Here is a 12,806-nt window from a genome sequence, read left to right on the forward strand (position 1 = left end):
TCATCCCCCCGCAAGGGACAATGCCACAGTTCCGCCGCATTCGCGCCAGAATGCCCGCCCGAGTGCGGCACCGCGGGCTACCAATGCCCGGCGCCGGTGCCGCGCGCCATGCGGATTTGCGCCAGAACATAGACAATCAGATCAAAGCCGAACCCGGCCACCAGCAGCAAAATTCCCTTTGGGCGCAACAGCCTGCGCGGGGCGCGCAGCAGATTCTGGCTGCGCTTCACCAGAAAATGCAGGGGCACCCAACCATCTGGAAAGCGCGGCAGCCGCTTGCGGATCACCGCCGCCAGCCAGCCCTCCTGCCCCGCCGCCTGTCGCAGCAGATCCGCGCGGCTGGAGGCGGGCGCGGCACGGATTGTTTCAAATGCCGCCATATTGATCGCCGAGCCGATGACGATGCGCACCTGATGCCGGATCAGCGCCGGGATCGTGCGCTCTGATTCGTAGATGTGCCAGACATCCGCGCCGTCGATCCGGGCCATATCCTCTGGCGCCGTCAGCGCATCGGTCAACACCATGGCGCGCAGGAATCCATCCTCCACCGGCAAGCCGATGGGCAGCCAATGCGCCCGCGCCCGGGCGGCGGGCATGGCGTAAAGCTGGCCGCAAATCGCCTTTTGCCAATCGTCCAGCGTGCCACCCGCCATGGCGATCAGCCGATCCTGCCAGCCCAAGCCTTCGGGCCGGGCCTGAATATCCTTCACCGGGCGCGAGTTCATCACATGCAGCGCCGGGTTTGCCTGCAGCCCAGCCACCAGCCGCGCCAGGGCATCCGGCTCTGGCAGCGCAATATCGGCATCGGCAAAGATCAGCACCTCGGCATCGGGGCGCGACAGATCATGCACGAAGCGGTTCCAGGTCCGGCTTTTGCCGCCCTCGGCCAGATCGGCGACCTCGGCCCCGGCCGCTGCCGCCCGCGCCGCCGTCTCATCCCGGCAGCCATTGGCCAGCACCAAAATCCGCAGGTCCAGCCCCGGCACGGCCTGCGCCCGCAGCGCGTTGACCACGGCGGCAATCCCCGCCGCCTCATCATGCGCAAAAACCCCCAGATCGACCTTCATGCCACCGCCCTCAAATCACCGTCCGCCCGGCCTTCGGATGCCATTGCGCCGCAATATCTGCCGCCCGGTCCAGCTTGCGCTGCCGCGCCAGCGCCTCGGCCTGCCCCAGCAGCGCCCCGGCCATCAGCCAGGTAAAGGGGATCAGCGTGCCATTGGGCAACAAGTCCAGCAGATTGGCCGCGAAAATCAGGCTGACCGAGGCCACCCAGGGCGATACCGGGCTGCGCTGCGACCAGACCTCGCGCCCCAGCAGCAAAAGCGGCAAGACCAGCAGCCCGAACTGCGCGATATAGCCGGTCCAACCATAAATCCCCATGGTGATGATCCACATGCCATCGGCGATATTCGACCGGCCCGTGAACTCATCATACACCATATTGCGGCCATACCCACCCCAGCCAAACAAGATCTTGCGTTCAGCATGGGCCAGCAGCAATTCCTCGTTATCCACCCGGAACTGAAACGAAGCCGCGCGGTCGGCCGAGAATTTGCCGGCAAATTCGGTGATCTCCTGCATCGGGATCAGATGCGCCCCCCTCAGGATGGGATAGGTCATCACCAGCACCGCCACCGCCGAGGCCAGCAGCACCTGCCAGCGCCGGGGGGCCATCAGCATCACCGGGATCAGCACAGCGGAATAGAGAATGGCCCCCATGCTTTTGCAGGCCGCCACCATCGCCAGCAGGTAAAGCGTCACCGCCCCCTGTTTCGGGCGCCGGAGCGCCGGCCCCACCTTGAACACCGTCGCCGCCGCCAGCGCCGCCATGAAAGCGAAAAACGCGACCCAAAGCCCGTGTGGCATGAACACGATGGGCCGATAGCCGCCCGCCCGCACCGTCTGCCAGAAATCATGCTGGAAATAGCCGTAAATCCACACATTCATCTGCGGCGACAATTGCGTCTCGATCACCATCGGCACCGAATAGATCAACCCCGCCGTCACCAGCGCCAGCAGCAGGTTCCGCATCGCCTCTTCCGTCGCCAGATAGCGGCGGGCAAGGAAAAACGGCAGAATTTCAATGCCCTGATTGATGACAGCGGCAAGGCTGTCATAAATCCGCATGCCCTGGATCACCTCGCGCGGGCCTTTCGGGATCACCTCGCCATTGGTCAGCACCGTGGCAAAGGGCGACAGCACGAACACCACCAGCAGCCCCCGCCCGATCCAGCTTTGCGGGATCAGCGACAGCCGGTCGCGCAGCACGAACAGCACCATCACCACGCCCATCAGGCCGGGCAGCGAATCCTTGGTCACATCGGGCACCACCGGCAGGTCGATCTTCAGCAGCGGCGGCAACAGCATATAGGCGCCCAGAACCGTCCAGATCAGCGCGCGGTCCGGCGTCATCTTGCGGAAGAACAGATAGGTGACCAGCGGCCAGCTGAGCAGCACAAGCCAGGCAATCGGGTTGGGCGTGATATACATGCGCGTCCTCAGCCGGGCCATCGGCCCAAGGGCCGCCACTGTAACACCGCGCCCCGCATCAGACCAAGGCCCGCAGCAAAGGCAACCGCAGCAGCAGCACCGTCGCCCCCCAGGAGGCCGCAAAGCTCAGCAGCGTCAAGGGCGCCCAATGCACCCCGGTCCCCAGGGCCTTGTAAACGAACAATGCCATAAAGGGATGCAGCAGATAGATGCCAAAGGCCGTCCGTCCGATCTGCCAGGGCAGCGCGGCCAAAGGCAGGCGCCGCAGCGCCGCGCAGAGCAGCCCCGCCCCGAGGCCCATCGGCGCCGCCCACCAGGCGCCGGTCAGCGCCCATCCCGCCGCGCCCATCGCCGCCAGCGCGGCCAGCGACAGCGCCTCTGCCCGCGCCATCACGATGCCCGCCGCAAACAGCGGCAGGCCAAAGGCCCATTGCGGCAGCGGCACGGGCAAGCCGCCCCCACCATGCAGCGCCATCAGCGGCACGCCCAGCAGCACCAGCCCGGCAGAGGCCAGCACCTGCCCGCGCGCCCCGCGCGTGGCCTGCACCAAGGGCCAGACCAATGGCAGGCTCAGGATCAGGAAAGGCAGATACCACAGATGCAGCGACGGCCCGGTCAGCAGCAGCATCGGGTTGCCCAGCAACGCCGCCCGCCCCGCCGCATCGGCGATCCACCATTCCACCGGCAGATAAAACGCCGACCAGGCCAGAAACGGCAGCGCCAGCCGCCAGAACCGCCGCCGCAGCGGATATGCCCCCGCCCGCATCGCAGATTGCGCCGCCAGCCAGCCAGTCAGGATGTGAAAATAGCCCAGCGACAGATTGCCCACCCAATCGGTTGGCGACACCAGCGCATGAGTCAGCACGATCCCAAAAGCGGCCAGAAAGCGCCCGAGATCCAGCCCGGCAAGGCGGTCAGTCGCGGGCGGGACAACAGCGGGGGCAACCAGGGCAACAGGAACCATCATCCGCCCTCGCTATGCGAGCCGGGGGCCTCCTGTCCACTCTGGCCGCCCGCCGCACCCGCCCCGCAGCGGAAACAGAGTGTTTTCGCCCAGAAGCCAGCCTGCAAAACGGTGCAATCCGTGCTATCAGCACCGCGCATTGCCCCAAATTCCGAGTGTTCCCGTGCAATTCCGCTTTGACGACACCACCATCACCATCAACCTGCCCCATGCCGCCGCCCTGTTGACCGAGGCGAAGGCGCGGCTGGCGGCCCGGCAGGGTTTTGCACTGGCGACGATCAATCTCGATCACCTCGTGAAGCTGAACACCGATGCCAGTTTCCGCCGGGCCTATGCCGCGCAGGATCTGGTGGTGGCGGATGGCAACCCGATCGTCTGGCTGTCGCGGCTGGCCCGGCGCCCGGTGCAACTGGTGCCGGGGTCGGAAATGGTGGTGCCGCTGGCGCGTGTCGCGGCGCAGACCGGCGCGAAAGTGGCGCTGCTGGGCAGCACCGAGGCCGCACTCGCCGCCGCCGCCGAGGCCCTGCGCGCGGAGGTGCCGGGGCTGGAGATCGCGCTGCAAATCGCCCCGCCGATGGGGTTTGACCCCGAAGGAACCGAGGCCGCCTCCATGCTCCGCCTGCTGGAGACCAGCGACATCGGCCTCACCTTCATCGCCCTTGGCGCGCCCAAGCAGGAACGGCTGGCCGCGCGCGGGCGCGCGCTGGCGCCCCATGTCGGCTTTGCCAGCATCGGCGCGGGGCTTGATTTTCTGGCGGGCACCCAGACCCGCGCACCGGAATGGGTGCAGAAAATCGCGATGGAATGGGCCTGGCGCATGATGTCGAACCCGCGCCGCCTGATCGGGCGCTATGCCGCCTGTTTCCGCATCCTGCCGGGCGAGGCGCTGAAAGCGCTGAAAGCGCGCTGATCACTTGTATTCGATCAGCCCGCGCTGGCGCCCGCGCAGCCGGTTCAGGTGAAAGCCCAGCACCCCCTGCGCCTCGGGCAGCTTGCCCAGCACGGTGAACAGCGCCGCCTCGGCACCCATGCGCCGCGACAGGCGCAAGACCTGCAAGGGCCAAAGCAGCAGGATCAGCAGGCCCGCCGGATGCAGCAGCCCCGCCAGAAGCGCCGCCAGCGGCACGCCCGCGCCCCAGATCAGCGCGCGGCGCGTCTCGGCCAGCCAATGCCGCTCCGGCCCCGCGCCATGGCGCTGCGCCCCTTCGGCAAAAGCATGGCCCGCGCGGCGGCTGCGTTGCCACCATTGGCCAAAGCGGGTCATCGCCGCGTCATGCAGCGTCATCTCGGCCCCGATCCGCCAAACCTCGCCCCCGGCGCGACGGAGGCGCAGGCACAGGTCAGGCTCCTCGCCCGCGATCAGGCCGGGGTCATAGCCCCCCGCTGCCTGCACCGCCGCAAAACGCATCAGGGCATCGCCGCCGCAGGCCTTGGCCTCGCCCACCGGCGTGTCCCATTCCCGGTCGCAAAGCCGGTTATAGACCGAAGCCTCCGGGTGGCGCTCGCGTCGCCGCCCGCAGATCACCACCGCTTTCGGATGCGCGGCCATGGCTTGCACCGCCGCCGCCACCCAGCCCGGCTGCACCGCGCAATCGCCGTCGACGAATTGCACGAATTCCGGCGCGTCCAGCACCGCCAGACCGGCATTGCGCGCCCGCGCCGCCGTGAAGGGCCGCGTCATATCGAGCTGCACCACCCGCGCCCCGCGCGCCGCCGCCGCCTGCGCCGAGCCATCGGTCGAGCCGCTGTCCACATAGACCACCTGCCGCACCTGCCCGGCCAGACTGTCGAGACAGGCGACCAGCCGCGCGCCCTCATTGCGCCCGATCACCACCGCATCGACCACCGCTGCCCGCATCGCGCCGCCCTCCCGCTCCCCCGGTTTTCTCACGGGGTTTTGAGGGTTTGGCCGTGTTTTCACCATCACGCAAGCCCCTGCAAATCCGGGCGCAGGCTTCCTTTTGCCCGGCTGTTCTGATACATCTGCGGGACTGGGCGGGGGCCCGGGCGATTCCTCATGCGCGGATGGCAAGGGCCATGCGCGCTGCAAGTCCGGTCTGGCGGCCTGCGATGCGCTGGCCTTGTAATGACCTTTGGCGCCACGCTGCGCCACCCTGCTGGAGCCCGGTGCGGCCGATGAATAGACACAGGATCTTGGGATCTGATGGGTTTGCCGTCGCGGATATGGTAGGTTCCATGCGCAGCGATGATGATTTTACCGAACGGCTGGAAAGCCGCACAGCCGAGCGCCGCGCCGGAATTTCGCTGTTCCGGGCGCGCAATGTGCCTGCCGTGCAACCTGCTGCCACCCCGCCAAGCCCCGGCCTGATGGAAGTCTACAGCCCGCCGCCCCAGCCGCCGCATCGCCCCGAAAAGGTCTGGGAGTCGCTCAGCCCGGCGCGGCTCGACCCCGCTTTTCTGGCCGGAAACGGTTTGTTTCCAGAGCCCGGCCAACATGCCGTGACCTCGCAGTTCGACATGCTGCGCACCCGCCTGCTGCAAGCCATGCAAGAGCGTGGCTGGTCGCGCATCGCCGTTACCTCGCCGACCCATGGCTGCGGCAAAAGCCTCGTGGCCGCCAATCTGGCGCTGTCGCTGGCGCGGGTGCCGTCCTGCCGCACGGTGCTGCTGGACCTTGAACTGCGCCACCCCGATCTGGCGCGGCTGCTGGGGCAACAGGCCGGGCCGCTGCGCGAGGTGCTGTCGGGCGATCAGCCGCTGGAAAGCCATCTGCGCCGCGTCGGCCCCAATCTGGCGCTGGCGCTGAATGGCGAGGCGGTCGCAAACCCGGCCGAAACCCTGCTGGCGCCGCAAACCGCCGAGACGCTGCGCGCCGTGGTCGATCATCTTGCTCCCTCCATCGTGGTGCTGGACCTGCCGCCCGCGCTGGGGTCGGATGACGTGATTTCCGTGCTGCCACAGGTGGATGCCGTGCTGCTGGTCGCCGATGCCACCCGCACCACCGCCGAAGACATCCGCAGCTGCGAGCGCCTGTTCGAGGGCCGCACCACGCTGATGGGCGTCATCCTGAACCGCGCGCAGGAACGCAGCCTGCGCCGCTACCGCTACGGCAAGAAGTGAGCCGCAATGGGCCCGATCCAGACCTTTGACGAATTTCTCAGCCTGCTGTTCCGCCGCAAGCTGATGATTGCCGCCCTCACCCTGCTGGGCGCCGTGCTGGCCACGCTGTTCGCGCTGTCGCGCCCGCAGATGTATGAGGCGATCTCGGTCATTCAGGTGCAAAGCCCGGTGGTGCAGGATGGCGCCGACAGCACGCGTCGCAATGATACCGCCGCCAATATTCAGGCCATCCAGCAAAGGCTGACCACGCGCGAATCGCTGCTTGCCATGGCCGAGCGCCACGCGCTTTTCCCGCCTGCCATGCCCGAAGATCAGCAGATCAACGCGCTTCGCAATGCCGTGACCTTTCAGAACATCGCCGGGGCGGGCGAGGCCGCCTTTGGCAGCTCGGCCCCGGTTTCGGCGCTGATGATCACCGCCCGCTTCGGATCAAGCGCGCAGGCCGCGCGGCTGGCAAATGATTTTGCCCAGGGCGTGCTGGACCTCTCGGTCGAGCGGCAATCGACCAAGGCCAAGGAAACGCTGGATTTCTTTGCCACCGAGGATCAGCGCGTGGCCGGGCAGATCGCCGCCCTTGAGGCCGAAATCGCGGCTTACAAGAATGCCAATCTGGGCACGCTGGAAAATGACGGCGCCGCCGCGATCACCGCGCTCGACACCGATCTGCGCCGCATCGCGCAGGATTTGCTGGCCGTGCAATCCGAGCGCAGCGCCCTGCAAGGGAAAGAGCGTCTGCGCGAGACCGACCGCCGCCGGATCGAGACGCTGGCCGCGCAAGAGGCCGTGTTGCAGCGGCAATCGCAGGCCCTGACCGACCAGCGCAGCGCCATCGAGGCGCGGGTGGCGCAATCCCCCGAGGTGGAGCGCACGCTCAGCGCCTATGACCGCCAGCTGGAACAGTTGCAGGGCCAATACACGGCCATCACCGCCCGCCGCACCGAGGCCGAAACCGCGCTGCGGCTGGAGCAGGAGAACCGCTCCGAACATTTCACCCTGCTGGAGCGCGCGGTAGAGCCGCCCTATCCCGCCGGTGGCGGGCGCAAGAAACTGGCCATTGCCGGGACCATTGGCGCGCTGGTGGCAGCCATCGGCCTTGCCTTCGTGCTGGACCTGATGAACCCGGTGCTGCGTTCAGCGGCCCAGATGCAGCGCGAGGTGGATATTCGCCCGGTCATCGTGCTGCCCGATCTGCACCTGCGCCCGGCCCAGCCTTTGCCCCTGCTGCACCGGCTGTGGCAAAGGCTGCGAGAGCTGCCTCTGGCTGCCAGACTGGGCCTCTGAACCACCTGCCCCAGATGCAAAAGCCGCTGCCAGACGCGATCTGGCAGCGGCTTTTTCAAGGCTGCATCAGGGGTCAGCAGCCGGTGCCGTTGACCACAACCCCCACCGTCCGCACCAAAATCGCGGCATCGGTCGCCAGCGACAGGTTTTGCTCGTAAACCGCATCATATTCCGCCCGCGCTTCAAAGGTCGTGCGGTTGCGCCCGGCGGTCTGCCAATAGCCGGTGATGCCCGGACGCAGCGCGAAATAGGCCAGCCCCGGATACAGCGCCTGCTGGTTCAGCATCATCGGGCGCGGGCCAACCAGGCTCATATCGCCGATGAACACGTTCCAAAGCTGCGGCAGCTCGTCCAGCGAGCTTTTGCGGAGGAACCGCCCAAAAGAGGTGATGCGCGGATCATTCTTCAGCTTCTGGGTCTTGTCCCATTCAGCGCGCGCCAAGGGGTTGGAGGCCAGATAGGCCTCCATCCGCTCATCGGCATCGGGCACCATGGAGCGCAGCTTCCACATGCGGAAGGCGCGGCCGTGGCGGCCCACCCGCTGCTGGGTGTAAAAGGCCTTGCCGCCATCGCGCGACACCGCAAAGGCCAGCGCCGCCACGATGGGCACCACGATGGGCGCGGCCAGAACGATGGCCGTCACGTCCAGCGCGCGTTTCACGAAGCTGCGATACAGCCCCGTGCGGCGGACATGCTGCGGCACCGCGTCGCCGGGCTGCGCGCTGGTTGGCAAGGTGTCGAGCATGACAGGTCGCGCGCCCTGAAAGCGCGAATAGCTGATTGTCATTGTCCGTCACCCGTGAACATTGCCGCCCCAAGGGCGGACTGGCGATACCGTGGCAGCTTCACCAAAAGCCCGATTTTCAAGGCTTTGGCCGGTCGATTTGCAGAACATAGCGGTCACTCAACAAGTAACGCCCCCAAGACCCATTTTATCCGCTCGCCCGGGCAGTTGGCGACACAGATTGGTAACCTTACGCCACTGTTTACCCTGATAATGAGGGGAAAAAATGCCACGCCTTCACCCAGATGATGCCACATTTGGATGTAGATCAACCCTAGGGGGAATTGGGCGGAAAGACCATGCCGCAGTTGCACAAAGTGATTCGGCCATGAAAAAAGCCCGGCGCTGTGCCGGGCTTGCATCCTGAGGCAAGATTTGAACGAAATGGGGCAGTCGGCCATTGCCGCCAACTGTTTCCTTTCCGTAGCGGAATGCTCAGCCCTGGGTGGCGGGCTCCATCTGGTGACGCTCCTCGGCGGTCTCGACCGGCATCATGTGGCGCAGCGTGGCGATCATGATGAAGGCCCCTGCCCCCAGCAAACCCAGCACGGGATAGCATACCAGCGCCAGCAGCACGGGGAAACCCGAGGCCAGCATCCAGACTACGCCGCCCAGACCCGAGAAAATCCCCGAAAGCATCACACCGATTGCCATGGCCTGTCTCTCCCGCTTGATCACCTTGCGACAGTCACGGGTCGGCCCTCTGTTTCCGGCCCGCGACTGCCGATGTGTTAACGCTATGCAGGGAATTGGGCGAAATCTGGGCACGACTTCAGCCCTTTCAGGGCAAACTCGCGTCAAAGTCCGGAAAATGCGGCCCAATTCCACCACAGCACCAGCGCAAGGATCGCCGCCGCCAACAGGCCAAAGCCCAGATCATGCCGCGCATCCCAGGCCTTGTGCCGCGCCGCCAGCCAGACAATCGGCCCATGCGCCAGCAGCAGCGCGCAAAACTGCCCGATGAGCGCGCCGATCAAGCCATGCGTCGCCGCCCCGGCCCAGAAGGCCAGACTTTGCAGCGCCGCCCGCAGTGCCATGACCAGAAAGTAATTGCGCGAATCTCCGGCCGCCAAGGCCGATTGGTCATAGGTCATGCCAATCACCTGCGGCAGCTGCACACAGGCAATCGCCACCACGATCACCCCGGCATGCCAATAGCGCGCATCATACATCAGCCCGACCAGCGGTTGCCCCACCAGCCCCATCAGCGCCAGCAGGCTCAGCATGGTGCCGGTCAGCGTGAAACGCAGACGCCGCAGCTTCGCCGCATTGGCCGCGCTGGCCGCCGGCGGATGGTCACGGTAAATCGGAATCAGCACCCGCCCCGTCACCGCCCCGCCCAGCAGCACCGGGAACGAGGCGAGGAAATAGCCGATATTATAGACCCCCAGCTCGTCCAGCCGCAGATAGGCGCCCAAAATCGCCTTGTCGCCCTGCGACAGCAGAAAGCCGCAGGCGGTGGAGAGGAAAATCCATTTGCCGAAATGTACCAGCTCGCGTCCAGCGCTCGGCTCCCAGCGAAAGCGGTTGCGATGGCCCGGCAAGCCCAGATGCGTCAGCACCAGCTTGGCCACCGTGCCGATCAGCGCCCCGATGACCAGGGCCCAGACCGAGCGCATGAGCCAAGCCAGCACCACCATCGCCACGATCCCGGTGATCTGCGCGATCAGGTCCAGCGCAGTCAGCCGCCCCAGCAGCAGATGGCGGTTCGCCGTGTCGATGCGGGTGGTGTTGAAACTGCCGATCAACAGCGTCAGCCCCGCCACCGGCAAAAGCTGCATCAGCTCCGGCGCGCCATAAAGCTGCGCCGCAGGCCAGGCCAGCAGGCAGGTCGCCGCCCAGAGAATCACCCCGCGCAGCACCTGCACTGTCCAGGCCGTATCCAGAAAATCCGGCTCATCCCCGCGCGGGCTTTGCGAAATCGCCGGGCCGATGCCCACATCGGAGAACATCGCAAGGCCGACCAGAAACACCGACACCAGCGCCATCAGGCCAAAGGCCTCGGGGAACAAAAGCCGCGCGAGGATCAGATTCGACGCAAGGCGCAGCGCCTGGGTGATCGCATAAGACCCCGCCGTCAGGGCAGAGCCGCGCAGCACACGGGAAAACAGGGGGGATCGGGCATCTGACATGGGCGCGACCCTAGGGCGGCCCAATACTGTGGTCAATCATGCCATTCTTCGGCCACAGGCTTCTGTCACACCGGCATTGCTGTTATGCACATCCAACTCGCCAGCCGGACCCTGATCTTGAAGATTGCCTATCTCGTCAACACCTACCCGCGCCCGTCGCATACCTTCATCCGGCGCGAAATTCAGGCGCTGGAGCGTCAGGGATTCGAGATCCACCGCTTTGCCATGCGGTCCGACCGGCGCAGCCTGAAAGACCCCGATGACAAGGGCGAAGACCGGCTGACCGAACATGTGCTGGAGCGGGGCAAACTGGCGCTGCTGGCGGGCGGGCTGGCGATGGCCCTGCGCCATCCGATCCGCAGCGCGCAGGCGCTTGCAACCACATGGCGCATGGGCGGGCGGGCACGGCTGCGGCTCAAGCATCTGATCTATCTGTTCGAGGCCGCGACCGTGGCCCGCCGCTGTGCCGAGTTGCAGATCACCCATCTGCATGCCCATTTCGGCACCAATTCGGCCACGGTCGCCTGCCTTTCGCATATCCTTGGCGGGCCGCGCTGGTCTTACACCGTGCATGGCCCCGAAGAGTTCGACGCCCCGCGCGCCCTTTCGCTGGGCGAGAAATGCAGCCGGGCCGCCTTCACCGTTGCCGTGTCCAGCTTTGGCCGCAGCCAGCTCTGCCGCTGGACCGGGGTGCAGGCCTGGCCGCGTCTCAAGGTCATCCATTGCGGCATCGAGCCCGACCGTTTCACCGATCCCGCACCCCTGCCGCCCAAGCTGCGGCTGGTCGCCATTGGCCGTTTTTCCGAACAGAAGGGCTTTCCCCTGCTGATCGAGGCCATCGCCATCGCCGCCCGGCTGAACCCCGGCCTGCATGTCACGCTGGTGGGCGACGGCGAATTGCGCGGCGAGATGGAGGCGATGATCGACCTGCACACCCTGCGCCGCCATGTCACCCTCACCGGCTGGCTGGCCGAGGATCAGGTGCGCCACGCCCTGAACGAGGCGCAGGCGCTGATCCTGCCCTCCTTCGCCGAGGGCCTGCCGATGGTGGTGATGGAGGCCATGGCCGCCGCGCGCCCGGTGATCGCCACCGCCATCGCAGGCCTGCCGGAACTGGTTACCCGCGAAACCGGCTGGCTGGTGCCTGCGGGCGATGTGCAGGCCTTGGCCGATGCCATCGACACGCTGGCCGACACCCCGCATGACGCGCTGACCCGCATGGGCCAGGCCGCCCGCGCCCGCGTGCTGGTGCGCCATGACGTCGACCGCGAGGCCGCCAAGCTCGGTCAACTGATCCGGGGGGCCGGCCATGTCTGACCTGTTGGTTGCGGCGGCGTGCAATTCCGAAAGCATCCTTGCTGCCAATCTGGCGCGTTCGCCGCTGCTGGCTCATGTGCCGCTGAAGTGCGAATGGGGGGCGCCCTCCGCTGCCGCCGCCTATAACCGTGCGCTGGATGCGACCTCTGCCCCGATCGTGGTTTTCGCGCATCAAGATGTGTTCCTGCCCCGGGGCTGGGACGCGCTTTTGCAGGCCCGCATCGCTGAAGTAGCTGCGCTGGACCCGAACTGGGCGCTGATCGGCGCCTTTGGCGTGGGCCTGGATGGCGCGCATCACGGGCCGGTCTGGTCCTCCTCGCTGGGGCAGATTGTCGGGCGTGTCTCGCAACAGCCGCAGCCGGTGCAAAGCTATGACGAGATGCTGATCGTGCTGCGCCGCGCCTCCGGCCTGCGCTTTGACGAAAGCCTTCCGGGCTGGCACATGTATGGCACCGACATCGTGACCCAGGCCCGCAACCGCCGCCTCGGCGCCTGGGCCATCAGCCTGCCCTGCATCCACAATGATCGCTTCCACGGCGCGCTTGGCCCCGATTACGTTGAATGCTACCGCGCCATGCAACGCAAATGGGCCGGACACTTGCCGCTGCTGACGCCGATCACCAAGATCAGCCGCTCGGGCCTGCATCTGCGCCGTGACCTCTGGCGCGCGCGCCGCTCGCTCGGGTTTCGTGCCGGCATGGCGGTGGAGGTGGAAACCCCGGTCGAGGCGCTGGCCCGCCGCTGCGGCTGGCTC

Annotated in this window: 12 protein-coding genes; 5 read left to right on the forward strand and 7 right to left on the reverse strand. The window is 66.6% G+C overall.

Annotated elements, in window-relative coordinates:
* Nucleotides 1-77: 77 nt before the first annotated feature.
* From JNN06_RS11770 to JNN06_RS11780, 3 genes are read right to left on the reverse strand one after another with little or no spacing between them, the layout of a single operon-like run.
* Nucleotides 78-1,067, reverse strand: a complete 990-nt coding sequence (locus JNN06_RS11770) for a glycosyltransferase (RefSeq protein WP_291239784.1) — start codon at nt 1,065-1,067, stop codon at nt 78-80.
* A gap of 10 nt (nt 1,068-1,077) precedes the next feature.
* Nucleotides 1,078-2,493: a hypothetical protein gene (locus tag JNN06_RS11775; protein ID WP_291239785.1), complete on the reverse strand. Its 1,416-nt coding sequence runs from the start codon at nt 2,491-2,493 to the stop codon at nt 1,078-1,080.
* A 58-nt stretch (nt 2,494-2,551) separates the two neighbouring features.
* Complete coding sequence (locus JNN06_RS11780; RefSeq protein ID WP_291239786.1) at nt 2,552-3,457, reverse strand: acyltransferase family protein; 906 nt, start codon at nt 3,455-3,457, stop codon at nt 2,552-2,554.
* A gap of 163 nt (nt 3,458-3,620) precedes the next feature.
* Between JNN06_RS11780 and JNN06_RS11785 the strand changes: the two genes are divergently transcribed.
* Nucleotides 3,621-4,367 (forward strand): WecB/TagA/CpsF family glycosyltransferase, encoded by a 747-nt coding sequence (locus JNN06_RS11785; RefSeq protein ID WP_291239787.1) that lies wholly within the window; start codon nt 3,621-3,623, stop codon nt 4,365-4,367.
* Here the strand turns inward: JNN06_RS11785 and JNN06_RS11790 are convergent, their stop codons facing one another.
* Nucleotides 4,368-5,315 (reverse strand): glycosyltransferase, encoded by a 948-nt coding sequence (locus tag JNN06_RS11790; protein WP_291239788.1) that lies wholly within the window; start codon nt 5,313-5,315, stop codon nt 4,368-4,370.
* Between the two features lie 338 nt (nt 5,316-5,653).
* On the opposite strand from JNN06_RS11790, the gene JNN06_RS11795 reads away from it, so the two are divergent.
* Together JNN06_RS11795 and JNN06_RS11800 are read left to right on the forward strand one after the other, a co-directional pair.
* Entirely contained in the window at nt 5,654-6,538 is an 885-nt protein-coding gene (locus JNN06_RS11795) for a CpsD/CapB family tyrosine-protein kinase (protein WP_291239789.1), read from the forward strand.
* A 6-nt stretch (nt 6,539-6,544) separates the two neighbouring features.
* A complete protein-coding gene (locus tag JNN06_RS11800; RefSeq protein WP_291239790.1) occupies nt 6,545-7,819 on the forward strand; it encodes a Wzz/FepE/Etk N-terminal domain-containing protein in 1,275 nt (424 codons plus the stop codon).
* Nucleotides 7,820-7,892: 73 nt separating this feature from the next.
* On the opposite strand, the gene JNN06_RS11805 is transcribed toward JNN06_RS11800, so the two are convergent.
* The 3 genes from JNN06_RS11805 to JNN06_RS11815 all read right to left on the reverse strand — a co-directional run bounded on the left by JNN06_RS11805 (nt 7,893) and on the right by JNN06_RS11815 (nt 10,735).
* Nucleotides 7,893-8,606 carry a sugar transferase gene (locus JNN06_RS11805; RefSeq protein WP_291239791.1) on the reverse strand — a complete coding sequence of 238 codons (714 nt, stop codon included), beginning with the start codon at nt 8,604-8,606 and terminating at the stop codon, nt 7,893-7,895.
* 432 nt (nt 8,607-9,038) lie between these two features.
* Complete coding sequence (locus tag JNN06_RS11810) at nt 9,039-9,257, reverse strand: hypothetical protein (protein ID WP_291239792.1); 219 nt, start codon at nt 9,255-9,257, stop codon at nt 9,039-9,041.
* Nucleotides 9,258-9,400: 143 nt separating this feature from the next.
* A complete protein-coding gene (locus tag JNN06_RS11815) occupies nt 9,401-10,735 on the reverse strand; it encodes an oligosaccharide flippase family protein (protein ID WP_291239793.1) in 1,335 nt (444 codons plus the stop codon).
* Between the two features lie 117 nt (nt 10,736-10,852).
* On the opposite strand from JNN06_RS11815, the gene JNN06_RS11820 reads away from it, so the two are divergent.
* Together JNN06_RS11820 and JNN06_RS11825 are read left to right on the forward strand one after the other, a co-directional pair.
* Nucleotides 10,853-12,052 (forward strand): glycosyltransferase, encoded by a 1,200-nt coding sequence (locus JNN06_RS11820; protein ID WP_291239795.1) that lies wholly within the window; start codon nt 10,853-10,855, stop codon nt 12,050-12,052.
* Nucleotides 12,045-12,806: glycosyltransferase (locus JNN06_RS11825; RefSeq protein WP_291239794.1), on the forward strand; the 762-nt coding region annotated here is incomplete at its 3' end. The genes JNN06_RS11820 and JNN06_RS11825, both read left to right, overlap by 8 nt.

Source organism: Gemmobacter sp., assembly GCF_016792925.1.
GTDB lineage: Bacteria > Pseudomonadota > Alphaproteobacteria > Rhodobacterales > Rhodobacteraceae > Gemmobacter.

Excerpts from the sequence above, each read along its gene's own strand:
- JNN06_RS11810 (WP_291239792.1), bottom strand. The coding sequence starts at position 9,257 with ATGGCAATCGGTGTGATGCTTTCGGGGATTTTCTCGGGTCTGGGCGGC.
- JNN06_RS11805 (WP_291239791.1), bottom strand. The coding sequence starts at position 8,606 with ATGACAATCAGCTATTCGCGCTTTCAGGGCGCGCGACCTGTCATGCTC.
- JNN06_RS11770 (WP_291239784.1), bottom strand. The coding sequence starts at position 1,067 with ATGAAGGTCGATCTGGGGGTTTTTGCGCATGATGAGGCGGCGGGGATT.
- JNN06_RS11800 (WP_291239790.1), top strand. The coding sequence starts at position 6,545 with ATGGGCCCGATCCAGACCTTTGACGAATTTCTCAGCCTGCTGTTCCGC.
- JNN06_RS11775 (WP_291239785.1), bottom strand. The coding sequence starts at position 2,493 with ATGTATATCACGCCCAACCCGATTGCCTGGCTTGTGCTGCTCAGCTGG.
- JNN06_RS11780 (WP_291239786.1), bottom strand. The coding sequence starts at position 3,457 with ATGGTTCCTGTTGCCCTGGTTGCCCCCGCTGTTGTCCCGCCCGCGACT.
- JNN06_RS11815 (WP_291239793.1), bottom strand. The coding sequence starts at position 10,735 with ATGTCAGATGCCCGATCCCCCCTGTTTTCCCGTGTGCTGCGCGGCTCT.
- JNN06_RS11790 (WP_291239788.1), bottom strand. The coding sequence starts at position 5,315 with ATGCGGGCAGCGGTGGTCGATGCGGTGGTGATCGGGCGCAATGAGGGC.
- JNN06_RS11795 (WP_291239789.1), top strand. The coding sequence starts at position 5,654 with ATGCGCAGCGATGATGATTTTACCGAACGGCTGGAAAGCCGCACAGCC.